Here is a 22,467-nt window from a genome sequence, read left to right on the forward strand (position 1 = left end):
GGTCCGGACACGCCTCAGCCCGCGTCTCGACCCGGGATCGGGCGCGAGACGCGGGCTGGGCGGTGTCCGGTCGTCAGGGGGAGGCGGGACTGGGACTCAGCGGGGCGCCATACGGGCCTTGAGCGTCTCCCGCTTGTCCTCGAATCGCAGGGCCTGCTTCTCCAGGCCCTCCATGAACTCGGCGAGCTCGGTGCGCGCCTTCTCGCCCTCGGCGGACAGGCCCTCCATCTCGAAGACCTTCCAGAAGCGCAGCACCGGCATGACCACGTCGTCGCGGTGCTGGCGCAGGTCGTAGATGCCGGCGACGGCCATCTCGACCGCCTTGCGCTGGAAGCCGGGGATCTCGGTGCCGGGCATCTGGAAGCCCTTCACGACCTCGAGGATCGCCTGCATCGTCTGGTCCGGCGCGATCTGCAGGGCCGCGTTGAGCAGATTGCGGTAGAAGATCATGTGCAGGTTCTCGTCCGCGGCGATCCGGGCGAGCAGCTGCTCGGCCATCGGGTCGTTGGTGAACTTGCCGGTGTTGCGGTGCGAGACCCGCGTGGCCAGCTCCTGGAAGGAGACGTAGGCCAGGGAGTGCAGCAGCTCCCCGGAGTGGGCCGACTCGTAGCCCTGGGACATGTGCTGCATCCGGAACCGCTCCAGCGCGACCGGGTCGACCATGCGCTTGACCAGCATGAAGTCGCGCATGGCGATGCCGTGCCGGCCCTCCTCGGCGGTCCAGCGGTGCACCCAGTCGCCCCAGGCGTCGTCGCGGCCGAAGATCAGCGCGATCTCGTGGTGGTAGCTCGGGAGGTTGTCCTCGGTGAGCAGGTTGACGATGAGCGCCGAGCGGGCGACGTCGGGGATGTCGGCGTCGGCCTCGCTCCACGGCTCACCGCCCATGAGGCCGTCGAAGCTGCGCCCCTCGCTCCAGGGCACGTAGTCGTGGGGGAACCACTCCTTGGCGACCTTGGTGTGCCGGTTGAGCTCGCCCTCGACCACCTGGTCGAGCTCGCGGAGCAGGTCGGTCTGGGACCAGACGCGGGACATGGGGGTTCCTTCCGCAGATTACTTACGCTCTCGTAGGTTACGGGAGCGTAAGTAATAGGCCAACCCCTCAGGCCACACGCCGGGCCAGGCTCAGGCGCTCGCCGCCATGACCGCTGCGGGGGCGACCATGAACGTCACGGTGCTGACCGGGGCGTAGCCCAGCGACGTGAACAGCGGCCTCCCGCCGGGCGGCGCGAGCGTGACCACCGCCGAGCTGCCCCGCCGGGCGGCGAGCTCCTCGGCCGCGTGCGCCAGCCGCCGGCCCAGGCCCCGACCGCGCCAGGCCCGTCGCACCGCGAGGAAGCCCAGCTCGCTGACGTCGTCGGCCCCGAGCACGGCCACCGCGCCGACCGGCTGGCCGCCCACGCGGGCGACCAGGGCCGGCTCGTCGGGGCGGACCGCCAGGCCGGCCAGGACCGGCTCCAGCGCCGGGTCCATGGCGAACACCTCGATGAGGGTCCGGGCCCACTCCCGTGCGGCCGTCGGCCGCCGCACCACCTCGATCCGGTATCCCGCGCCGGTCACCTTCCGGGGCACCAGGTCGCGCCACAGGGCAGTCGCCTCGCCGGCGGCGACCAGGCCCCGGTGCGCGAGCTGCTCGACCAGCACCGGCCCGCCGAGGTGGGCCCACGCGTTGAAGCTCCACGGCACGTCGTAGGTCGAGACGATCGCCAGGCAGGCGTCGAGCTGGCGCTCGTCCTGCAGGGTGTTGAACGCCCGCGCGTCGAAGGCGAACACGCCGTTCATCGAGCGCAGGGTCGTCCGGCTCCCGGTGAGCAGCGCCGGCCCGAGATGGTGCACCTCGCCGCCGGGCAGGGACGCGACCGTGCGCGCGTGAGCGTCCGCGAGGGCCCGGTCCAGCCGCGCCGTCCGGGTCCTGGGAGCGCTCTGCTCCACCGGTGGGCCGGTCATGTCCCGAGGCTAGGGACGGCCCCGCCCGCGCGGGTCCGTCACCGGGGTGAGCGGCGGACGCTGCAAACGGGCTAAGCGGCACCACCCGGCCGGGCACCACCCGGCCGGGCCCCACCCCGCGGTGGCCCCACGAGGGCGGGGCGCGGCGGTCACACGGTCAGCAGCACCTTGCCGATGTGCGTGCCGGCGTCGAGCTCGCGGTGGGCGTCCGGCGCCTGCGCCAGCGGGAAGGTGCGGTGCACGACCGGCTTGACGCGGCCGGCCTCGACGAGCGGCCACACGTGCTCGCGCACGGCGGCCACGATGGCGGCCTTCTCCTCCAGGGGCCGCGCGCGCAGGCCGGTGGAGATGACCGCGCCCCGCTTGCGCATGAGCACCGACAGGTCGAGCTCGGCCTTGACCCCGCCCTGGAAGCCGATGATGACCAGCCGGCCGTTCGTGGCCAGGGCCTGGACGTTGCGGGCGAGGTACTTCGCGCCCATGTTGTCGAGGATGACGTCGGCGCCGTGCCCGGCGGTGGCCCGGTCCAGCTCCTCGACGAAGTCCTGCTCCTTGTAGTTGACGAGGATCTCGGCGCCGAGGGCCTGGCAGGCCTCGAGCTTGCCGGCCGACCCGGCGGTCACGGCCACGTGCGCACCGACCTCGCGGGCGAGCTGGATGGCCATGGTGCCGATCCCGCTGGACCCGCCGTGGACGAGCAGTGTCTGGCCGGGCAGCAGGTTGGCGGTCATGAAGACGTTCGACCACACGGTGCACACGACCTCCGGCAGCGCCGCAGCCTCCACCAGGCTGATCCCCGACGGCACCGGCAGCAGCTGGCCGGCGGGCACCGCCACCTTCTCGGCGTAGCCGCCACCCGCGAGCAGGGCGCAGACCCGGTCGCCCACGGACCAGCCGGTGACCCCACTGCCCACCGCGGCGATGGTGCCGCTGACCTCCAGCCCGGGGTACTCCGGCGCGCCTGGCGGCGGCGGGTAGACCCCGATGCGCTGCTGCAGGTCGGCACGGTTGACGCCCGCCGCGGCCACCTCGACCAGCACCTCGCCGGGACCGGGCTCGGGGTCGGGGACGTCCGCGAGGACGAGCGCGTCGGGGTCTCCGGGCGTGGGGATCGTGATCGCCTTCATGCCCCGACGATATGACGTGCCCGGGCCAGCGCCTCGGGGGTGTCGACGTCGAGCGTGCACGGGGCCGGCAGCTCGAGCGGGGTACTGCGCAACCGCTCGAGCACGGCCATGAGCCGTGCGCCGGCCGGGTCCTCGGGCAGGGCCGCCAGCAGCGCGTCGGTCCGGTATGCCGCGAGCAGGGGTTGCGCCCGACCGGTCCCGTCGGTGCCGACCACGGCGTCGTCGTCCGGGGAGTGCTCGAGCGCGGCGGCCAGGTCCGCGGCGGCCGGCCCGGCGAACGGCATGTCACCGGCGACGACGACGCAGGTCGGGGTGGACACCTGGGGCAGGCCGGCGGCGAGGGCGGCCACCGGCCCTCCGCCGGTAGGCCGCTCGCGGGCCCACCGGACGGGTCGGCAGGTCGGACGTTCCTCGCCGACGCAGAGCACCGCCCACGCGGCGGGCAGGGCGGCGAGCAGGTGGTCCAGCACGGTGCTCGCACCCAGCGGCTCGCGGGTCTTGTCCCGTCCGCCGAGCCGGCGGGAGGTGCCACCGCAGGTGACGAGCGCGGTGGTCGCGGGTCCTGGGGTGCCGGTCATGGGTTCATCGTGCCCCGGACCGGTCGTGGGCCGCGTCAGCTGCCGCGGCGTCAGCCGGCGGCGTTGGCCTCCAGCGCCGGGCATGCCTGCCCGATCGCCGGCGCCAGCCGCTCGAAGTGCCACCACTCGTTGACGTAGCGCCGGCACAGGCCCCACTTCACGCCGTTGACCTCCAGCCACCGCGCGCCGGACCGGGGGCCGATGTCGACCGCGTCACCGGTGACGTGGTGGGACTCGGACGGCGGCAGCACCCACCGGCGAGCCGTGGCCACCGAGCCGTACTGGCGGACGGCCGCGTCGAAGAGCCGCTGCTGCTCGGCCCGGCTGCGCCGCCCGGAGGTCACCGTGAGCGTGACCCCGGCTGCCCGGGCGGCCTGCTCGGCCTTCTCCAGCGACCGGGCGAGCGGGGCGGACAGCCCGCTCGGCGACGTGGCCGCAGGCGTGGCGCCGGTGGAGGAGGCCTTGGGCAGCCTGGCCGGCTGCACCTGGGCCGCCCGTGCGGCGCCGCCGCTCAGCGGGGCCGCGTCCTGGTCGACCCGGGGCTGGGCGCTGTGTCGGGCCACCGTCGGCGCCGGCTCGTCGTCCATCAGGGAGGTCGTGGTGGCGCAGACGAGGCCGACCGCCGCCAGCACGGTCAGCGACGCCGTGGCGAGCACCCCGCGGCGCAGCCGCCATGGTGAGCCCACGAGGTAGGTGACATCTCCCTGGGGACGGGTGTCGCCATCCCGGTCCTCCCGGGGCCGGATCTCGCCGTCCCACCACAACGCATGTCCGCCATCGCGGTTCACGACCTACCCCCCCCGAAACCCCTGGCACCGCCCCCCGGCGATGTCCCCTTCCCCCGAAGGCAAACCGTAGGTCCCGGCCCGACCGGGGTCAACGAGAACGGACCGGTTGCCGCGAGAAACCGGACAGCTCAGGGCACCGTGCCCGACGCGAGGGTGCCTGCGGTGCTGCGCCCACCGATCCGGCGGGAGAGCTCGCCGGCCACGCGGGTGACCTGCCGGGCGATCGCCGCCCGCTCGTGGCCGTCCACCTCCGCGGCGGGGAAGGTCACGGCCACGCCGGCCACCGGGTGCCCGCTGTGGTCGAGGACGGCCGAGGCGACCGAGGCGAAGTCGGGGGTCACCGACCCGTCCTCGGCGGCGAACCCGGCGCGCCTGACCTCGGCCAGCTCCCGGCGCAGCGCCGGCAGCGACCCCGGGCCGACCCCGTGCCGCTGCACGAACGCGTCACGGGAGGGGAACAGGGCGCGCACCTGCGCCGGGGGCAGCGCGGCCAGCATGGCCAGCCCGCTCGCCGTGAGGGTCGCCGGCAGGCGCACCCCGACGTCGGTGACCAGCGGTGGACGGCCCGGCGCGCGCTCCTCGATGACGTAGAGCACGTCCCGCCCATGCAGCACCGCCAGGTGGGCGTTGTGGGTGGTGGCGTCGACCAGCCGGGCCAGCAGCGGCCGGGCGACCCGGGCCAGGGGCGCCTGGCGGGAGTAGGCCGAGCCGAGCTCGAACGCCGCGACGCCCAGGCCCCAGCGGCGCTCCTCGGGCAGGTGCACCACGAAGCCTTCCCGGCGCAGGACCGCCAGCAGGTGGTAGACGCTCGAGCGGGGCAGGTCCAGGTCGCGGGCGATGGCCGCGGCCGGCACGGGTGCGGTGTGCCGCGCCAGCAGCCTGAGCACCGCGAGCGCCTGCGCGGCAGCGGGAGCGTTCGGCACGGCATACAGGATCCCAGAGATGTCTCGGATCCGAGACAGAACCCGGCCCGCAGAGGATGTCGGCGCCCGGCGGCACGGGTGGAATGGGCGCATGAGCACCGAGATCGCCGCGCGACCCGCCGAGCAGGTCGCCACCGTCACCGTCGGCCTGGGGCCGGTGTCGTTCGAGGACGTCGTCGCCGTCGCGCGCCACGACGCCCGGGTCGAGCTGTCCCGCGAGTCGCTGGAGGAGGTCCGCCGCACGCGCACGGTCATCGAGGACCTCGCCGACGACGTCGAGCCGCACTACGGCGTCTCCACCGGCTTCGGGGCCCTGGCCACCCGGCACATCCCGACCGACCTGCGCGCCCAGCTCCAGCGCAGCCTGGTGCGCAGCCACGCCGCCGGCTCCGGCGCCGAGGTCGAGCGCGAGGTCGTGCGCGCGCTGATGCTGCTGCGCCTGTCCACCCTCGCCACCGGTCGCACCGGCGTGCGCGAGGAGGTGGCCACGACCTACGCCGCGCTGCTCAACGCCGGCATCACCCCCGTGGTGCACGAGTACGGCAGCCTCGGCTGCTCCGGCGACCTCGCCCCGCTGGCGCACTGCGCGCTCGCGCTCATGGGGGAGGGCACCGTCCGCGACGGCTCCGGCCACCTGCGCGACGCCGCGGACGCCCTGACGGCGGCCGGTATCGCGCCGGTCGCCCTGCGCGAGAAGGAGGGCCTGGCCCTCATCAACGGCACCGACGGCATGCTCGGCATGCTGGTGCTCGCGATCACCGACCTGCGCATGCTGCTGACCACCGCCGACATCACCGCGGCGATGAGCGTCGAGGCGCTGCTGGGCACCGACGCGGTCTTCGCCGCCGACCTGCAGGCGCTGCGCCCGCACCCGGGCCAGGCCGCCTCGGCCGCCAACCTGCGGGCCGTCCTCGAGGGCAGCCCGATCATGGAGAGCCACCGCGGCCCGGAGTGCACCCGCGTGCAGGACGCCTACTCGCTGCGCTGCGCCCCCCAGGTCGCCGGCGGGGCCCGCGACACGGTCGACCACGCCGCCGTCGTCGCCGGGCGCGAGCTCGCCGCGGCCGTGGACAACCCCGTCGTCACCCTCGACGGCCGGGTGGAGTCCAACGGCAACTTCCACGGGGCGCCGGTCGCCTACGTCCTGGACTTCCTGGCCATCGTCGCCGCCGACCTGGCCAGCATGTCCGAGCGGCGCACCGACCGGTTCCTCGACGTCTCGCGCAACCACGGCCTGCACGCGTTCCTCGCCGACGACCCCGGCGTGGACAGCGGGCACATGATCGCGCAGTACACCCAGGCCGCCATCGTCTCGGAGATGAAGCGGCTCGCCGCGCCCGCCAGCGTCGACTCGATCCCGAGCTCGGCGATGCAGGAGGACCACGTCTCGATGGGCTGGTCCGGCGCCCGCAAGCTGCGCCGCGCGGTCGACGGGCTGACCCGCGTCCTGGCGATCGAGCTGCTCACCGCCGCCCGCGGGATCGACCTGCGCGCCCCGCTGGAGCCCGCCGCGGCGACCGGCGCGGTGCTGGCCGCGCTGCGCGAGGTCGCCCCCGGCCCCGGCCGGGACCGCTTCCTCGCCCCCGAGATCGAGTCCGCCGTCGAGCTCGTCGCGACCGGCGCCGCCGTGCGCGCGGCCGAGTCCGTCACCGGCCCCCTGAACTGACCCACGCGGCATACCCGCTGCTGACCAAGGAGACTGCAATGGAAGGCGCCCGTCCCGTCCGTGCCGCGCGCGGCACCACCCTCACCGCGAAGTCGTGGCAGACCGAGGCCCCGCTGCGGATGCTCATGAACAACCTCGACCCCGAGGTGGCCGAGCGGCCGGACGACCTCGTCGTCTACGGCGGCACCGGCCGCGCCGCGCGGGACTGGCGCAGCTTCGACGCCATGGTCCGCACGCTGACCACGCTGGAGAAGGACGAGACGATGCTCGTCCAGTCCGGCCGCCCGGTCGGCGTCATGCGCACCCACGAGTGGGCGCCGCGGGTGATCCTGGCCAACTCCAACCTCGTCGGCGACTGGGCGAACTGGCCGGAGTTCCGCCGGCTGGAGCACCTCGGGCTGACGATGTACGGCCAGATGACCGCCGGGTCGTGGATCTACATCGGCACCCAGGGCATCCTCCAGGGCACCTACGAGACCTTCGCGGCCGTGGCGGCGAAGCGGTTCAACGGCACCCTCGCCGGCACGCTGACCCTGACCGGCGGCTGCGGCGGCATGGGTGGCGCCCAGCCGCTGGCGGTCACTCTCAACGGCGGTGTCTGCCTCGTCGTGGACGTCGACGAGTCACGGCTGCGCCGCCGGGTCGAGCACCGCTACCTCGACGAGGTGGCGCCCTCCCTCGACGCCGCCGTGGAGACCGCGCTGCAGGCCAAGGCCGACAAGCGGGCCCTGTCCATCGGCATCGTCGGCAACTGCGCCACCGTCTTCCCCGAGCTGCTGCGCCGCGGCGTCGACATCGACATCGTCACCGACCAGACCAGCGCGCACGACCCGCTGTCCTACCTGCCCGAGGGCATCTCGGTGGAGGACTGGCACGACTACGCCGAGGCCAAGCCCGAGGAGTTCACCGACCGGGCGCGGGCCTCGATGGCCAGGCACGTCGAGGCCATGGTCGGCTTCATGGACGCCGGCGCCGAGGTGTTCGACTACGGCAACTCGATCCGCGACGAGGCCCGGCTCGGCGGCTACGAGCGCGCGTTCGCCTTCCCCGGCTTCGTGCCGGCCTACATCCGCCCGCTGTTCTGCGAGGGCAAGGGCCCGTTCCGCTGGGCGGCCCTGTCGGGCAACCCCAAGGACATCGCGGCCACCGACAAGGCGGTGCTCGACCTCTTCCCGGACAACGACCACCTGCACCGGTGGATCAGGGCGGCCGGCGAGCGGGTGGCTTTCCAGGGCCTGCCCGCGCGGATCTGCTGGCTCGGCTACGGCGAGCGCGACCAGGCCGGCCTGCGGTTCAACGAGATGGTGGCCTCCGGTGAGCTCGAGGCGCCGATCGTCATCGGCCGCGACCACCTCGACTGCGGCTCGGTCGCCTCGCCCTACCGCGAGACCGAGTCGATGCTCGACGGCTCCGACGCCATCGCCGACTGGCCGCTGCTCAACGCGATGATCAACACCGCCTCCGGTGCCTCGTGGGTCTCCATCCACCACGGCGGCGGGGTCGGCATCGGCCGGTCCATCCACGCCGGGCAGGTCTCGCTGGCCGACGGCACCGCGCTGGCGGCCGAGAAGCTGGCCCGAGTGCTGACCAACGACCCCGGCATGGGCGTCATCCGGCACGTCGACGCCGGCTACGACCTCGCCGAGCAGGTCGCGGCCGAGCGCGGGGTCAGGGTGCCGATGCGAGAGGGTCAGTGACGTCGGCGACCTGCGCGTCCAGCGCCCGGATCACGTCGCTGCCGTCGGCGGTGAACGCCACGCCGTGGGCGCCCGCGCCGAGCGAGATGGTCCGGCCCTCGACGGTCGCGTCGGCCACCACCGGCCACGCGCGGGTCGAGCCGAACGGCGTGATGGTGCCGCGCTCGTAGCCGGTCACCTCCTTCGCCACCGCCGCGTCGGGCATCGACAGCCGGTTGACCCCGAGCAGCGCGCGCAGCTTGGGCCAGGAGATCTCACGGTCGCCGGGCACGAGGACGAACAGGTAGTCGTCCTCGGCCCGGCGGACCACGAGGGTCTTGACGATGTCGCCCGGCTGCACCCCACGGGCCGCGGCGGCCTCCGCCAGGCTGCCCACCCGGCCGTGCCGGGTGACGGTGTGCGCGATACCGGTGGCCTCGATCGCCGCCGTGGCCCGTTCCTCAGACATGACTCCCACCCTAGGTTGATGACATGACGTTCGACGGCATGTGGGCCGAGCTTCTCCCGGTCGGCCGGGACCCGCAGAGCGGTGGCTACCGCCGGTTCGCGTGGACCCGCACCGACCACGACCTGCGCGAGTGGTTCGCCGCGGAGGCCTCCTCGCGCGGGCTGGACCTGACGGTCGACCGCGCCGGCAACCAGTGGGCGTGGTGGGGAGACCCCGATCGGGACGGTCCCGGACTGGTCCTCGGGTCGCACCTGGACTCCGTCCCCGACGGCGGCGCGTATGACGGGCCGCTCGGTGTCGTGACCGCCCTCGCCACCGTGGAGGCCTTGCAGCGTCAGGGTTTCCGGCCCTCCCGGCCGATCGGCGTGGTGAACTTCGTCGACGAGGAGGGCGCGCGCTTCGGCATCGCCTGCGCCGGGTCGCGGATCATCACCGGTGTGCTGGACGCCGACCGGGCCCGCGGGCTGCGCGACGGCGACGGCCGCTCCCTGGCCGAGGCGATGACCACCGCCGGGCAGGACCCGCGCGCCCTGGGCCGCGACGAGGAGACCCTGCGCCGGGTCGGCACGTTCGTCGAGCTGCACGTCGAGCAGGGCCGGGGGCTGGCCGACCTCGACCGCGCGGTCGCGGTCGGCTCGGCGATCTGGCCGCACGGGCGCTGGCGCCTGGACCTGGCCGGTGAGGCCAACCACGCCGGCACCACCCGGCTGGAGGACCGGCACGACCCGATGCTGTCCCTGGCCGCGGCGATCACCACCGCGCGGGACGCCGCCAGCGGTCAGGGCTGCGTCGCCACGGTCGGCAAGGTGCGCGTGGAACCCAACGGCGTCAACGCGATCCCGTCCCACGTCACGGCGTGGCTGGACGCCCGCGGACCGGCCGAGCCGGGCGTGCGCGCGGTCGTCGAGGAGGTCGCCGAGCGCACCGGCGTGCGTCCGGTGGAGGAGTCCTGGACCGGGCAGACCCCCTTCGACCCGGCGCTGGCCGCCCGGCTGGCGGCCCTGCTCGGCGAGGCGCCGGTCCTGGCCACCGGGGCCGGGCACGACGCCGGGATCCTGGCCACCGCCGGGGTGCCGACCGCGATGCTTTTCGTGCGCAACCCCACCGGGGTCTCGCACTCGCCGGCCGAGCACGCCGAGCACGCCGACTGCCTCGCCGGCGTCGAGGCCCTCACCGCCGTCGCGCGCGAGCTGGCCTCATGAGCGGTGCGGGCAGCGCTCGTCGCTGGCACGCGGCATACGCGCTGCTGCCCACCGGGCTCGCCCGGGAGGTGACCTTCGAGGTCACCGACGGCCGGTTCACCTCCGTGACGCCGGACAGCCCGGCCGGGGGCGCCGCGCTGCTGCCCGGGGTGGTGCTGCCCGGGCTGGCCAACGCGCACAGCCACGCGTTCCACCGGGCGCTGCGCGGGCGCACCCACGCCGGCGGCGGCACCTTCTGGACGTGGCGCGAGGGCATGTATGCCGTGGCCGCGCAGCTGGATCCGGACGCCTACCTCGCGCTGGCGCGCGCGACGTACGCCGAGATGGCGCTGGCGGGGATCACCTGCGTCGGGGAGTTCCACTACCTGCACCACGGGCCGGGCGGCGTGCCGTACGCCGACCCGAACGCGATGGGGGAGGCGTTGCGGCCGGCCGCGGCCGAGGCCGGGATCCGGCTGACCCTGCTGGACGCCTGCTACCTCGCCGGCGGGCTGACCGCCGACGGGCACCTGCCGCTCGGGGCGGAGCAGCTGCGCTTCGGCGACGGGACGGTGGAGCGGTGGGCGGACCGGCTGTCGGCGCTGAGGCCCTCGGACGGCATGCGGCGCGGGGCCGCGATCCACTCGGTGCGAGCCGTGCCGCGCGAGGCCCTGGCCCCGGTCGCCGAGGCCGCCCGGGGGCTGGTCCCGGCCGCGGGGCCGCTGCACGTGCACCTGTCGGAGCAGCCCGCGGAGAACGAGGCGTGCCAAGGGTTCTACGGCCTCACGCCGACGGCGCTGCTGGAGGCCGAGGGGGTCCTGGGGCCGCAGACCACCGCCGTCCACGCGACGCACCTGACGCCCAGCGACATCGCCGCGCTGGGGGACTCCGGCACGACGGCGTGCTTCTGCCCGACGACCGAGCGCGACCTCGCCGACGGGATCGGCCCGGCGCGTGCGCTGCACGCCGCCGGGGCGGCGCTGTCGCTCGGCTCGGACCAGCACGCCGTGATCGACCTGCTCGAGGAGGCCCGGGCGCTGGAGATGCACGAGCGGCTGGACTCGTTGCAGCGCGGGCGGTTCCGGCCGGAGGAGCTGCTCGTCGCCGCGACCGCGCACGCCAGCCTGGGCTGGGAGGACGCCGGCCGGCTCGAGGCCGGTGCCCGCGCCGACCTCGTCGCGGTGCGCCTGGACAGCCCGCGCACCGCGGGCATCGACCCGGCGCAGGTGCTGCTGGCCGCCACCGCCGCCGACGTCGACACCGTCCTCGTCGACGGCCGGGTCGTGGTGGAGTCCGGCCTGCACCGGCTCGGGGACGTGGGAGCGTTGCTGCGCAAGGCGATCGAGCCCCTGTGGGAGGACATGTGAGCACCACGCTGGTCACCGGCATCGGCGAGCTGGCGACGGGTGACCCGGCACTCGGCGACGGCTCCGCGCTGGGACTGCTCAGCGACGCCGCCGTGGTCGTCGACGGCGACCACGTCGCCTGGGTCGGGCCGGCGCGGCTGGCCCCCGACGCCGACCACCGCCGCGACCTGGGCGGCCGGGCGGTCGTGCCCGGCTTCGTCGACTCCCACTCCCACCTGGTCTTCGCCGGGGACCGGGCCGCGGAGTTCGCCGCCCGGATGTCCGGCACGCCTTACGACGGTGGCGGCATCGCCACCTCGGTCGCCGCCACCCGGGCCGCCACCGACGAGGAGCTGCGCGGCCTGCTCGCCGCCCGGGTCGCCGAGATGCGCGCTCAGGGGACGACGACCGTGGAGGTCAAGAGCGGCTACGGCCTCACCGTCGAGGACGAGGCCCGCGCGCTGCGCCTGGCCCGCGAGGTCACCGCCGAGACCACCTTCCTCGGCGCGCACGTCGTCCCCGCGGAGTACGCCGACCGGCGTGAGGACTACGTCGCGCTGGTCACCGGCCCGATGCTCCAGGCCTGCGCGCCGCACGCCCGCTGGGTCGACGTCTTCTGCGAGCCGCACAGCGCCCACGCCTTCACCGCCGACGAGGCCCGCGAGGTGCTGCTGGCCGGGCGGGCCGCCGGCCTGGAGCTGCGCGTGCACGGCAACCAGCTCGGCCACGGGCCGGGCGTGCAGCTCGCCGTCGAGCTCGGCGCCGCCAGCGTCGACCACTGCACCTACCTGACCGACGCCGACGTCGATGCGCTGGCCGGCTCCGCCACCGTGGCCACGCTGCTGCCCGGCGTGGAGTTCTCCACCCGCTCCCCGTGGCCGGACGGGCGACGGCTGCTCGATACGGGGGTGAGCGTGGCGTTGGCGACCGACTGCAACCCCGGCACCTGTTACAGCTCCTCGGTGCCGTTCATGCTCGCACTCGCCGTGCGCGAGATGGGCCTGACACCGGCCGAGGCGCTCCACGCCGCCACCGCCGGCAGCGCCAAGGCGTTGCGGCGCAACGACATCGGGCGGGTCACCGTGGGCAGCCGGGCCGACCTCACCGTCCTGGACGCCCCGTCCTACCTGCACCTGGTCTACCGCCCGGGCGTCCCGCTCGCCCGCGCCCTCGACCTGGGCTGAGCTCAGGCCGGGACGACCCAGGCGGCGGTGTCCGGCGGCAGGGTCCCGTCACCGGGCAGGTCGTCGCTGGCCAGCAGCACCCGCGCGCCGTCGGGCAGCGGGACCGGCTCCTCCCCGGTGTTCGCCATGACCACGAGGTCGCCGTTGCCGAACGCCACCACGTCCTCGGGCGCGTCGAGCCACCTCAGGTCGCCGCGGCCGAGGTGACGTTCGCGGCGCAGCCGCAGCGCCGCGCGATACAGCTCGTAGGTCGAGCCCGGCACGCCACGCTGCGCGTCCACGGCATAGCGGGCCCACTCCCGCGGCTGCGGCAGCCAGCTGCGCCCGGAGGTGGAGAAGCCGTATGCCGGCGCGCCCGCCTCCCAGGGGATCGGCACCCGGGCGCCGTCCCGGCCCTTCTCGGCGCCGGCGGTCCGGACGAACGTCGGGTCCTGGCGGGCACCGTCGGGCAGGGTGGTGTGCTCCGGCAGGCCGAGCTCCTCGCCCTGGTAGAGGTAGGCCGCGCCCGGCAGCGCCAGCATCAGCAGCGTCGCCGCGCGGGCCCGGCGCAGCCCGAGCGGGCCGTCCGGCTGCGGGTCGTCGGCGCCGATGCCGGTCATCCGGCCGCCGCGGGCGGGGGTGCCGAGGCGACTGGCGTGCCGGACCACGTCGTGGTTGGACAGCACCCAGGTGGTGGGCGCCCCGACCGCGTCGTTGGCGCGCAGCGACGCCTCGATCGTCTGCCGCAGGTCCGCCGCCCGCCACGGCGTCAGCAGGTAGGCGAAGTTGAACGCCTGGTGCATCTCGTCGGGGCGGACGTAGCGCGCCACCCGGTCCAGGTCGGCCACCCACGCCTCGGCGACCAGCACCCGGTCGCCGCGGTGCTCCTCCAGCAGCAGGCGCCAGGCGCGGTAGATCTCGTGCACGCCCTCCTGGTCGCGGGCGGGGTGCGGCCGGCCGTCGGTGTCGACGCCCTGCACCCGCAGCGGCCCGTGCCAGTCGGGCATCGTCGGGTCCTTGACCAGCCCCGAGGCGACATCGACCCGGAAGCCGTCGACGCCGCGGTCCAGCCAGAACCGCAGCACGTCCTCGAAGTCCGCGCGCACCTCGGGGTGGTCCCAGTTGAGGTCCGGCTGCCGGCGGTCGAAGACGTGCAGGTACCACTGCCCCGGCCGGCCGTCGGCCTCGACGACCCGGGTCCAGGCCGCGCCCCCGAACGCGCTGGACCAGTTCGTCGGGGGCAGCTCCCCGCCGTGGCCGCGCCCGTCCCGGAAGACGTATCGCGCCCGCTCGGGGCTGCCGGGCCGGCTCGCCAGGGCCGCCGCGAACCAGGGGTGCTCGTCGCTGGTGTGGTTCGGGACCAGGTCGACGATGACCTTCAGGCCCAGCTCGTGCGCCCGGGCGAGCAGGGCGTCGGCGTCGGCGAGGGACCCGAAGAGCGGGTCGACGTCGCGGTGGTCGGAGATGTCGTAGCCCGCGTCGGCCTGAGGCGAGGGGTAGAACGGTGAGAGCCACACGGCATCCACGCCGAGCTCGACGAGGTGCCGGAGCCGGGCGGTGATGCCGGGCAGGTCGCCCACCCCGTCGCCGTCGGCGTCGGCCCACGAGCGGGGGTAGACCTGGTAGATCACGGCGTCCCGGTGCCACGGGCCCGGTCCGGGCTCGGCGGGGTGGACGAGGCGTGCGGCGGTCGTCTGGGGCCCGGTCACGGTCACCCAGTCTGCCGCGCCGGTCCTACGCTGGCGCGATGAGCGAGAGCAGCACCCCACCCGAGCTCGTCGAGATCGCACACGCCTGCTTCGACTTCGCGCGGGAGGGCGACGCGGCGCGGCTCGCGGCGTACGTCGACCGCGGCGTCCCCGTGGACCTGACCGACCGTCGGGGCAACACCTTGCTGATGCTCGCGGCGTACCACGGGCACGCCGACACGGTGACCGCGCTGGTCCAGCGCGGGGCCGACCCCGACCGGCTCAACGACCGGGGTCAGTCCCCCCTGGCGGGAGCCATCTTCAAGGGCGAGGACGAGGTGGTCGCTGCCCTGATGGCTGCGGGCGCGGACCCGGACGCCGGCGCCCCGACGGCCCGGGCCACAGCCCAGATGTTCGGCCGCACCGACCTGCTGCACGGATAGCGAGGCAGCCGGCCGTCGTGGCCTGACGGGGTCGGCGCCCTCGTGGGGCGCCGACCCGGGAGGTCAGCCCTTGTGGGCCGGCTCCGCCTGACGGTCCGTGGACTCGTCAGAGCTCGTGGCGTCCTGGCCCTCGGCCGGCTTGGCCTCCGCCGGCTTGCCCTGGGGCGCGCTCTGGCGCTCGATGACCTGCGTGGCGTGCGGGTCGACCTCGACCTGCGGCTCGGCCTTGGCCGGAGCCTGAGCCTGAGCCGGAGCGGGGGCCTGGGCCGGCGCGGCGGGGGCCTCGGTGGCGGTGGCCTCCTCCAGCGCGGCGGGCAGGGAGACGCCGCCGAGGGTGGCCAGCATCTGGCGCACGTTGGTCAGCTGGGCGTTGATCGAGTCGCGGCGCTGCGTGGCGGCGGCCAGCTCACGCTCGGACTCGGAGCGGATGCGCTCGGCGCGCGACTTGGCCTCGCTGACGATGAGCTCGGCCTGGGCCTGCGCCTGCTCGAGCTGGCGCGTCGCCCGGCCCGAGGCCTCCTTGGCGGCGGCGTCCGACTCGCGGCGGGTCTGCTCGATCTGCTCCTGCATGGCGGCGAGGTCGCGCTCGGCCGCGGCGGAGCGCTCCTTGAACTCCTCGGCGGCCTTCTCGCGACGCTCGGCGAGGGTGGTCTCGAAGTCGGTGGCCGCCTTGGCGGACTTGGCGCGCTGCTGCTCGTAGATCGCCTCGGCCTCCTCACGGCGGGCGGTCGCGTCGCGGTCGGCCTCGTCGAGGATGTTCTCGGCCTTGCGCTTGGCCTCGGCCACGAGCTGGGCGGCCTGGGCCTCGGCGCCGCTGCGGACCTCGGCGGCGTGGGACTCGGCGTCGGCCTTGACGCGCTTGGCCGTGGCCTCGGCGTCCTTGCGCTGGGCGGCCGCGTCGGCGGTGGCCTCCGTGCGCATCTGGACGGCCTCCTGGTTGGCCAGGGTCAGGATCTCGCCGACCCGCTCACCGAGGTCGGCGAAGGTCGGGGCCGAGGGCGCCTCCTGCTTGGCCTGGGCCCGGCCCTGCCACTTCTGGGCCTCGTCCGCGAACCGCTCGGCACGCTCGGCCTGGCGGGTCGCGTCGGCGCGGGCACTCTCGAGCGCCGCGGTCAGCGAGCGGAGGTGCTCCTCGACCTGCGAGGGCTCGTAGCCGCGGAGGACGGTGCGGAACTGCGTTGAGTCAGTCATGACCTTCTCTTTGTCATTTCTTCGGGGGAGGGGCGGGGTCAGGCGGGGTCGTCGGGGTGGGAGGCGCGGTGCCGGCGACCGGCGAGCCGCTCGGCCAGCGTCAACGGCCGCGCCGTGGGTGCGGGTGCCGGCGTGGGCGCGGGCGCCGGGGTGGCCGCCACGGGGGTGGGCTCGGGGTGCGGCTGGGGTGCACGCACCACCGGGATGAGGGTCGGGATGGTGCGGTCGGACGGCTCCGGGTCGGTCACCGGCCGGCTGGGGGAGCGGCGCACCAGGGCAGCGAGCAGCGCCGCGCCCGAGGTGTCGACGTCCTCGGCCGGGGTTTCGGCCGAGGTGTCGGCCGGGGTGTCGGCCGCCGCGGGAGCGGGGGCTGGGTGCGGCTCGCGGATGACCTGCGTGGCCTCGGGGACCGGCCGCTGCTGCGGCGCCGGCTCGTCCTGCAGCGTCGCCCCGGCCGTCATCCACGGCGAGGTCACCCGCACGGTGGGGTCGAGGCGCAGCGGTCGCGCCTGCGGCGTCTTGCCGTACGCCGCCGCCTCGCGTGGGGCCGGCTCAGCCTCGGGCGTCGCCTGTTCGAGACCGTCCGGCTCGGTGGCGACGACCGGCGCCTCCGGGGTCGCGTCGTCGGCCACGTCGCGCTGCGTCTCGTCCGCCGGGACCTCAGCGGCCTGCTGTTGCGCGTCCCCGGCCTCGTGGTGCAGGTCCTCGTCGTTCGGCACCTCGTCGGCAGCGTCCTCGCCGTCGGCGGGGGTGGGCTCCTCCGAGGGAGCCGCGTCCTCGGCCTCGGCGATGGCCTCGACCGGCTCGGCCTGGACGGGCGCGTCCTCGACCGACGAGTCCTCGGCCGGTGCCTCGGCGTCCTGCGACTCAGGCAGCGCGGAGGCGTCCTGCGACTCAGGCAGCGCGGAGGCGTCCTGCGACTCAGCTGACGCGTCGTCAGCCTGGCCCGCAGCCTCCTCGGCAGCCTCGTCGACCTGCTCGTCGGCCTGCTCATCGGCCTGCTCGGCGGCTGGCTCGTCGGCCTGCTCGGCGGCTGGCTCGGCGGCTGGCTCGACAACCGGCTCGACCGGCGCGGGGTCGCCGGTCGGGAGGGCCAGGGCCGCGAGGGTGGTCCGCTCCGGCACGGCCAGCGCCTCGATCACGCCGGACAGGCCGCCGAGCTCCTGGGCGATGGCGTCGCGGCGCACGGTCAGCTTCTCGACCTCGCTGCGAGCGTCCTCCAGCGCACGACGGGCCTGGCCGCGCAGGTCGTCGGCCTCGTCCCGTGACTCGGTGAGGATCCGGGCCGCGTCCTCCCGGGCGGCACGGCGGATCTCCCGCGCCTCGCGCTGGGCCCGGCCCACGTCCTCGGCCGCGCTCTCGCGCAGGGCGCGCGCCCCGGACTCGGCGTCGCCCAGCCGGCGGTCGGCCCGCTCGGTGCGCTGCGCGGCCAGGTCGGTGGCGTCCTTGACGATCCGGGCGGCCTGCTCCTCGGCGTCGTCGATGAGCCGGGCGGCGTCGGCCGAGGCGAGCTCGAAGGAGGCCTGGGCCTCGCCGGCGAGCTGCTCGGCCTGGCGCTCCGCCGCCGCGATGCGCCGCTCGGCGGTGTCCTGGGCCGACTTCAGCGACAGCGCGGCGCGCTCGCGGACCTCGGCGATGATCTGCTCGGCCTCGGCGTGCGCCTCGGCCTTGATCCGGCCGGCCTCGGCCTCCGCACCGGCCAGCAGGTCCTCGACGGTCTGCTTCGCCCAGGCGGTCTGCTCGGCCGCCTCGGCCATGGTCTCCTCGGCCGCGGTGTGGGTCTCCTCCAGCTGGCGCTGGCACTCCTCGCGGACCCGCTCGGCCTCGGCCTGGGCCTCGTAGCGCAGCCGGGCCGCGTCGCGCGCCGCCTCCTCACGGGTCTCGTGGGCCTGCGCCTCGGACTGCCCTCGCAGCTCGGACGCCGCGCGCTCGGCGGAGCCGCGGAGCTCGTCGGCGGCCACCTGCGCCTCGTGCAGGCGGCGCTCCTCCTCGGCGGCGAGGTCGGCCCGGGCGGCCTGCGCCGTGCGGTCGGTCTCCTCGCGGACCTGCTCTGCCTCGCGGCGGGCATCGACCACGGACCGCTCGGCGTCGTCGACGACGCGGCGGGCGTCCTCCCGCGCCTGGGAGCGCAGGGTGTCGGCCTCCTCACGGCTGTCCCGCTCGAGCTCCTCGGCCGCGCGCTGGGCCACGTCGTTGACCAGGGCGGCCTGGTCGGCGGCGTCGGCGACGATCTGCCGGGCCTCCTCGCGGGCATCGTCGAGCATGGCCTGGCGCTCGGCATTCAGCCGCTGCGCCTCCTCGCGGGCACGGGCCCCGGCGCGCTCGAGCTCGGCGACCTCCTCGCGCAGCTGGGAGGCCTCGGCCCGCAGGGACTCCGACTCCTCGTGGGCGGTGCGCCGCACCTCGTCGGCCTCGTCGCGCGCGCGTGCGCGAAGCTCCTGGGCCTCAGCCTCCACCTGCGCCATCAGCAGGTCGACGTGCTCCTGCGCACGGGAGAGCAGGTGCACCGCGGGATCGACGCCCATCTGGTCCATCAGGGTCGCTCCGCAGGGTGTGGGGTGAGGATCGCCGGGAATAGTCTCAAACCGTCGTAACCCCGACAAGGGCGGGTCTCAGAATGGAGCACACGCCTCAGCTGACCTCGTTCAGGCCCTTGGGCCGGTGTCCCGCGGACTCGGTGTAGTAGCGGGCGGCCTTGCGGGTCGCCAGCAGGCGCGCCACACCCACGACGACGCCGGACGCGACCGCCCAGCCGACCGCCTCGGGCCACGACACCTCGGGGTCCTCCGGGTTGGCCGGAGGCTCCTTGCCGGTCGCCGTCTTCCAGGCCGCCGTGACCAGCTTCTTGGCCACGATGCCGGCCCCCACGGCGGCACCGGTGCCGAGGACCTTCCATGCCACTGCGCCCACGCCGAACCTCCTTGATGGTCGGGCCTTCCAGACCTCGAGCCTGTCACGCCCACGGGTGTACCGTCATCTGCAGAACGACAGGGGAGCGCCCTGAGCGCTGAGAGTGCGGTCCGCCGCAGACCCTCGAACCTGCTCCGGTTAGCACCGGCGAAGGGAGTCGGGAAATCTCAGGTGCGTGCCCGGCATACCTGCGTGTGGCACGCCAGACGCCGGTATGACGGGTGCGCACCTCCCCGAGGTATCCACAGGACACCACGGGAGAAGGAACACCACACATGACCACGCACCAGACCCCGGTGGGCGCCGCCGCGTCCGCCCGCACCACCATCCCCGCCTCGGGCCGGCTCCTGGCCTGGCGGGGCGTCGACCTGCTCACCGCCGCGATGCTCGCGGTGGCGTTCGGCGTCGTCTTCTGGGGGTTCGACACCGTCGTCTACCCCCTCATCAGCACCGCCACGGCCGGCTTCCCGCCCGCCGGTGAGCTCTCGCTCGGCGTCTGGCTGGTCCCGGCCGTCGTCGGCGGCCTCATCGTGCGTCGCCCCGGCGCCGCGCTGTTCACCGAGCTCGTCGCGGCCAACGTCGAGCTGTTCCTCGGCAACAAGTGGGGCGTGGCCGTGCTCCTCTCCGGCCTGCTCCAGGGCCTGGGCGTCGAGCTCGTGCTCGCGGCCGTCCGCTGGCGCCGCTTCGGCCCGATCGTCGCGGCCCTGGGCGGCGCGCTCGCGGCCGTGCTGGAGATCGTGGGCTACGAGTGGTGGTCCTACGTGCCCGACTACTCGCCGGCCTGGAAGGTGCTCTACCTGCTCTTCGGGGTCGTCTCCGGCGCGCTCGTCGCCGGTCTCGGCGGCTGGGCGCTGGTCCGGGCCCTGGCCCGCTCCGGCGCGCTCAACGCGTTCCCGCCCGGTCAGGAAGTCCGTGAGCACCACCTCTCCTGACCGTCTCGGCACCCCGGTCTCCTCAGGCTCGCGGGTCGAGGTCGACCGGCTCACCTGGCGACCGTTCGGCCGGCGCGAGCCGGTGCTGGCCGACCTGTCCCTGGCCCTCGAGCCCGGTGAGCGCGTGCTGCTCGCCGGGCCGAGCGGCTCGGGCAAGTCGACGCTGCTGCGGGCCCTGGCCGGCGTGCTGACCACGACCGAGTCCGGCGACCTGACCGGCTCGGTGCTCGTTGACGGGTCCCCGCCGGCCGGTGCCGCGGTGGGCCTGCTCGTGCAGGACCCCGCGGACGCCTCGGTGGCCGGCCGGGTCGGGCGCGACGTGGCGTTCGGCCCGGAGAACCTCGGTGACCCGCGCCCCGCCATCTGGGCCCGGGTCACCGAGGCGCTGCATTCGGTGGGGTTCCCGCACGGGCTGGACCGGGCCACCAGCGCCCTCTCCGGCGGGGAGGCCCAGCGACTGGCCCTGGCCGGGGTGCTCGCCCTGCGGCCCGGCCTGGTGCTGCTGGACGAGCCGACCTCGATGCTCGACCCGGTGTCGGCCGCCGTGGTGCGCGCGGCGGTCCTGGACGCCGTGGTCGGTGCCGGCGCGACCCTGGTGCTGGTCGAGCACCAGGTCGAGCCGTGGCTGGACCTGGTCGACCGCGTCGTCGTGCTCGACGGCTCCGGCGCGGAGTGCGCCGACGGCCCGGTGCGGGCGACGCTGGCCGCCGAGACGACCTCGCTGCTCGCTCGCGGGGTCTGGGTGCCCGGGGAGGGCGCGCCCGCACCGCTGCCCGTCGACCCGGGACTGTGTGCCCCCGTCGGCGGGGCGCCGACGGTCGAGGACGCGCTGGTCGAGGCTTCGTCGGTCACCGTGACCCGGGCGCCTCGCGCGGGACTGGGTGTGCCCGAGCAACCGGCCCGGCCCGTCCTGGCGCTCGCGGAGGCCACGGCCGTCGTGCGCCCGGGTGAGGTCGTGGCCGTGACCGGGCCCAGCGGCGCGGGCAAGACCACGCTGACCGGGCTGCTCGCCGGCCTGGAGGCGCCCACGACGGGGTCGGTGGTCGCCGGCGCGCCGATGCGTGCGGCGCGGCCGGCCTCCGGGACCGAGGATGGCCCCGCCGGCGCGGCGGCCGTGGGGCCGGAGCCCGCCACCTGGGGATCGGCCGACCTCGCGGCACGGGTCGGCTGGGTGCCCCAGCAGGCCGAGCTCGCCGTCGTCGGGCGAACGGTCCGTGACGACGTGCTGGCGACCGCCCGGCGCCTGGGGCAGGACGAGACCACAGCCGCCGCCCGGGCCGACGGCCTGCTGGACACCCTCGGGCTGACCCACGTCGCGGGCGCCGACCCGCACCACCTCTCCGGCGGGGAGATGCGCCGCCTCGCCCTGGCCGGCGCCCTCGCCCACGGCCCCTCGGTCCTCGTGCTCGACGAGCCGACGGTCGGCCAGGACCGGCTCACCTGGGCCGCGGTGGCCGGCGTGGTGCTCGCCGCCCGGACGGCCGGCCTGGGCGTGGTCGTCGCCACCCACGACCCGCACCTGGTCGCGCTCGCGGACCGCGAGGTGCGGCTCACCCCGGCTGTCGCTCCGGCAACCAACCAGGCCGCCGTTCCAGCCGCTGCCGCCGTGCCACCCGGACCGGACGCGCACACCCCCGAGCGGGACGTTGCTGCCCCTTCAGCGGCCGCGAAGGGGCAGCAACGTCCAGCTCGGCGCCAACCGGGACGGGCCCGAGCTCTCCGGGAGCCCGGCCGTTGGGGCGGGCTCGCCGGGCGCTGCGGCCCGCTGTCGGCGCTGCTCGCCTCGGCCCTGCTCCTTGCCGGCGCCCCGTTCATCCGCGACCTGCGGACCGCGGTCATCGCCCTCGCCGTCGAGCTGGCCCTGGCACCGCTGGTGCTGGGCCGCACCCGTACCCCACTGCGCTCCCTGGCCCCCGGGCTGCTCGCCGTCGCCTCGGTCGGCTTCTCCAACTGGCTGCTCAGCGTCGACCACTCCTGGACCTCCGGTGCCACGGCGGGGCTTCGGGTCGCCTTCTTCGTGCTCCCCGGCGTCGCGCTCGCCGCCCGCATCGACCCCTCGGCCCTGGGCGACCACCTGGCCCAGCGCGCGCACCTGCCGCCCCGGCCGGTCATCGCCGCCGTGGCCGCCCTGCAGCGGTTCGACGCCCTCGGCAGCACGTGGGACCAGCTGGCCCGGACCCACCGGGTCCGCGGCCTGGCCCCGGGTCGTTCCCCGCTCGCCCGCGCCCGGCACGTCAGCGCGCTCACCTTCGCGCTGCTGGTGCAGACCCTGCGCCAGGCCGGGCGGATGGCCGTGGCGATGGAGGCTCGCGGCTTCTCCCGCCGTGGCGCCCGGACGTGGGCCGAGGCTGCGCCATGGACGGTGGCCGACACGGCGATGACCGCGCTGGGACTGGCCGTGGCCGGCATACCGGCGCTGCTGTCGGTGCTCGGCTGACCAGC

19 protein-coding genes and 1 riboswitch are annotated in these 22,467 nt (G+C 75.5%); of the genes, 8 read left to right on the forward strand and 11 right to left on the reverse strand.

Annotated features, from left to right (window positions below; genetic code table 11):
• Positions 1-96: 96 nt before the first annotated feature.
• From FB474_RS19880 to FB474_RS19905, 6 genes are all read right to left on the reverse strand, one after another.
• Positions 97-1,032: an acyl-ACP desaturase gene (locus FB474_RS19880; protein WP_141790609.1), complete on the reverse strand. Its 936-nt coding sequence runs from the start codon at positions 1,030-1,032 to the stop codon at positions 97-99.
• 90 nt (positions 1,033-1,122) lie between these two features.
• On the reverse strand, positions 1,123-1,944 hold the full coding sequence (locus tag FB474_RS19885; RefSeq protein ID WP_141790610.1) for a GNAT family N-acetyltransferase: 822 nt from the start codon (positions 1,942-1,944) through the stop codon (positions 1,123-1,125).
• Positions 1,945-2,093: 149 nt separating this feature from the next.
• Complete coding sequence (locus FB474_RS19890) at positions 2,094-3,071, reverse strand: NAD(P)H-quinone oxidoreductase (protein ID WP_141790611.1); 978 nt, start codon at positions 3,069-3,071, stop codon at positions 2,094-2,096.
• Positions 3,068-3,649, reverse strand: a complete 582-nt coding sequence (mobA, locus tag FB474_RS19895; RefSeq protein WP_185746289.1) for a molybdenum cofactor guanylyltransferase — start codon at positions 3,647-3,649, stop codon at positions 3,068-3,070. The genes FB474_RS19890 and mobA overlap by 4 nt, the downstream gene beginning before the upstream one ends.
• A gap of 50 nt (positions 3,650-3,699) precedes the next feature.
• On the reverse strand, positions 3,700-4,437 hold the full coding sequence (locus tag FB474_RS21035; protein ID WP_221632710.1) for a M15 family metallopeptidase: 738 nt from the start codon (positions 4,435-4,437) through the stop codon (positions 3,700-3,702).
• A 128-nt stretch (positions 4,438-4,565) separates the two neighbouring features.
• A complete protein-coding gene (locus tag FB474_RS19905) occupies positions 4,566-5,360 on the reverse strand; it encodes an IclR family transcriptional regulator (RefSeq protein ID WP_246092733.1) in 795 nt (264 codons plus the stop codon).
• 91 nt (positions 5,361-5,451) lie between these two features.
• Between FB474_RS19905 and hutH the strand changes: the two genes are divergently transcribed.
• Complete coding sequence (hutH, locus tag FB474_RS19910) at positions 5,452-7,026, forward strand: histidine ammonia-lyase (protein ID WP_141790614.1); 1,575 nt, start codon at positions 5,452-5,454, stop codon at positions 7,024-7,026.
• A gap of 38 nt (positions 7,027-7,064) precedes the next feature.
• Positions 7,065-8,723, forward strand: a complete 1,659-nt coding sequence (hutU, locus tag FB474_RS19915) for a urocanate hydratase (protein WP_141790615.1) — start codon at positions 7,065-7,067, stop codon at positions 8,721-8,723.
• On the opposite strand, the gene FB474_RS19920 is transcribed toward hutU, so the two are convergent.
• Positions 8,695-9,171 carry an aminoacyl-tRNA deacylase gene (locus FB474_RS19920; RefSeq protein WP_141790616.1) on the reverse strand — a complete coding sequence of 159 codons (477 nt, stop codon included), beginning with the start codon at positions 9,169-9,171 and terminating at the stop codon, positions 8,695-8,697. The genes hutU and FB474_RS19920 overlap by 29 nt on opposite strands.
• Positions 9,172-9,194: 23 nt before the next feature.
• Between FB474_RS19920 and FB474_RS19925 the strand changes: the two genes are divergently transcribed.
• From FB474_RS19925 to hutI, 3 genes are read left to right on the forward strand one after another with little or no spacing between them, the layout of a single operon-like run.
• Positions 9,195-10,373: an allantoate amidohydrolase gene (locus FB474_RS19925; protein ID WP_246092741.1), complete on the forward strand. Its 1,179-nt coding sequence runs from the start codon at positions 9,195-9,197 to the stop codon at positions 10,371-10,373.
• Positions 10,370-11,719, forward strand: coding sequence for a formimidoylglutamate deiminase (locus tag FB474_RS19930; protein WP_141790617.1), 1,350 nt, complete (start codon positions 10,370-10,372; stop codon positions 11,717-11,719). Before FB474_RS19925 ends, FB474_RS19930 begins: the two co-directional genes overlap by 4 nt.
• Entirely contained in the window at positions 11,716-12,882 is a 1,167-nt protein-coding gene (gene hutI, locus FB474_RS19935; RefSeq protein WP_141790618.1) for an imidazolonepropionase, read from the forward strand. The genes FB474_RS19930 and hutI overlap by 4 nt, the downstream gene beginning before the upstream one ends.
• A 2-nt stretch (positions 12,883-12,884) precedes the next feature.
• On the opposite strand, the gene FB474_RS19940 is transcribed toward hutI, so the two are convergent.
• Positions 12,885-14,570 (reverse strand): glycoside hydrolase family 13 protein, encoded by a 1,686-nt coding sequence (locus tag FB474_RS19940; RefSeq protein ID WP_141790619.1) that lies wholly within the window; start codon positions 14,568-14,570, stop codon positions 12,885-12,887.
• Positions 14,571-14,608: 38 nt separating this feature from the next.
• On the opposite strand from FB474_RS19940, the gene FB474_RS19945 reads away from it, so the two are divergent.
• Entirely contained in the window at positions 14,609-14,992 is a 384-nt protein-coding gene (locus tag FB474_RS19945) for an ankyrin repeat domain-containing protein (RefSeq protein ID WP_141790620.1), read from the forward strand.
• A gap of 63 nt (positions 14,993-15,055) precedes the next feature.
• On the opposite strand, the gene FB474_RS19950 is transcribed toward FB474_RS19945, so the two are convergent.
• From FB474_RS19950 to FB474_RS19960, 3 genes are all read right to left on the reverse strand, one after another.
• Entirely contained in the window at positions 15,056-16,183 is a 1,128-nt protein-coding gene (locus tag FB474_RS19950) for a hypothetical protein (protein WP_185746290.1), read from the reverse strand.
• 38 nt (positions 16,184-16,221) lie between these two features.
• Positions 16,222-18,717 carry a coiled-coil domain-containing protein gene (locus tag FB474_RS19955; protein WP_141790621.1) on the reverse strand — a complete coding sequence of 832 codons (2,496 nt, stop codon included), beginning with the start codon at positions 18,715-18,717 and terminating at the stop codon, positions 16,222-16,224.
• Between the two features lie 97 nt (positions 18,718-18,814).
• Positions 18,815-19,093 (reverse strand): DUF4235 domain-containing protein, encoded by a 279-nt coding sequence (locus tag FB474_RS19960; RefSeq protein WP_141790622.1) that lies wholly within the window; start codon positions 19,091-19,093, stop codon positions 18,815-18,817.
• 69 nt (positions 19,094-19,162) lie between these two features.
• Positions 19,163-19,266: riboswitch (TPP riboswitch) on the forward strand.
• 102 nt (positions 19,267-19,368) lie between these two features.
• On the opposite strand from FB474_RS19960, the gene FB474_RS19965 reads away from it, so the two are divergent.
• Together FB474_RS19965 and FB474_RS19970 are read left to right on the forward strand one after the other, a co-directional pair.
• Entirely contained in the window at positions 19,369-20,025 is a 657-nt protein-coding gene (locus tag FB474_RS19965) for an ECF transporter S component (RefSeq protein WP_141790623.1), read from the forward strand.
• A complete protein-coding gene (locus FB474_RS19970) occupies positions 20,006-22,462 on the forward strand; it encodes an ATP-binding cassette domain-containing protein (protein ID WP_141790624.1) in 2,457 nt (818 codons plus the stop codon). The genes FB474_RS19965 and FB474_RS19970 overlap by 20 nt, the downstream gene beginning before the upstream one ends.
• Positions 22,463-22,467: the final 5 nt, after the last annotated feature.

The organism is Oryzihumus leptocrescens, from assembly GCF_006716205.1.
GTDB classification, from domain to species: domain Bacteria; phylum Actinomycetota; class Actinomycetes; order Actinomycetales; family Dermatophilaceae; genus Oryzihumus; species Oryzihumus leptocrescens.

Excerpts from the sequence above, each read along its gene's own strand:
- FB474_RS19880 (WP_141790609.1), bottom strand. The coding sequence starts at position 1,032 with ATGTCCCGCGTCTGGTCCCAGACCGACCTGCTCCGCGAGCTCGACCAG.
- FB474_RS19885 (WP_141790610.1), bottom strand. The coding sequence starts at position 1,944 with ATGACCGGCCCACCGGTGGAGCAGAGCGCTCCCAGGACCCGGACGGCG.
- FB474_RS19890 (WP_141790611.1), bottom strand. The coding sequence starts at position 3,071 with ATGAAGGCGATCACGATCCCCACGCCCGGAGACCCCGACGCGCTCGTC.
- mobA (WP_185746289.1), bottom strand. The coding sequence starts at position 3,649 with ATGACCGGCACCCCAGGACCCGCGACCACCGCGCTCGTCACCTGCGGT.
- hutH (WP_141790614.1), top strand. The coding sequence starts at position 5,452 with ATGAGCACCGAGATCGCCGCGCGACCCGCCGAGCAGGTCGCCACCGTC.
- hutU (WP_141790615.1), top strand. The coding sequence starts at position 7,065 with ATGGAAGGCGCCCGTCCCGTCCGTGCCGCGCGCGGCACCACCCTCACC.
- FB474_RS19920 (WP_141790616.1), bottom strand. The coding sequence starts at position 9,171 with ATGTCTGAGGAACGGGCCACGGCGGCGATCGAGGCCACCGGTATCGCG.
- FB474_RS19925 (WP_246092741.1), top strand. The coding sequence starts at position 9,195 with ATGACGTTCGACGGCATGTGGGCCGAGCTTCTCCCGGTCGGCCGGGAC.
- FB474_RS19930 (WP_141790617.1), top strand. The coding sequence starts at position 10,370 with ATGAGCGGTGCGGGCAGCGCTCGTCGCTGGCACGCGGCATACGCGCTG.
- FB474_RS19945 (WP_141790620.1), top strand. The coding sequence starts at position 14,609 with ATGAGCGAGAGCAGCACCCCACCCGAGCTCGTCGAGATCGCACACGCC.
- FB474_RS19950 (WP_185746290.1), bottom strand. The coding sequence starts at position 16,183 with ATGACTGACTCAACGCAGTTCCGCACCGTCCTCCGCGGCTACGAGCCC.
- FB474_RS19955 (WP_141790621.1), bottom strand. The coding sequence starts at position 18,717 with ATGGACCAGATGGGCGTCGATCCCGCGGTGCACCTGCTCTCCCGTGCG.
- FB474_RS19965 (WP_141790623.1), top strand. The coding sequence starts at position 19,369 with ATGACCACGCACCAGACCCCGGTGGGCGCCGCCGCGTCCGCCCGCACC.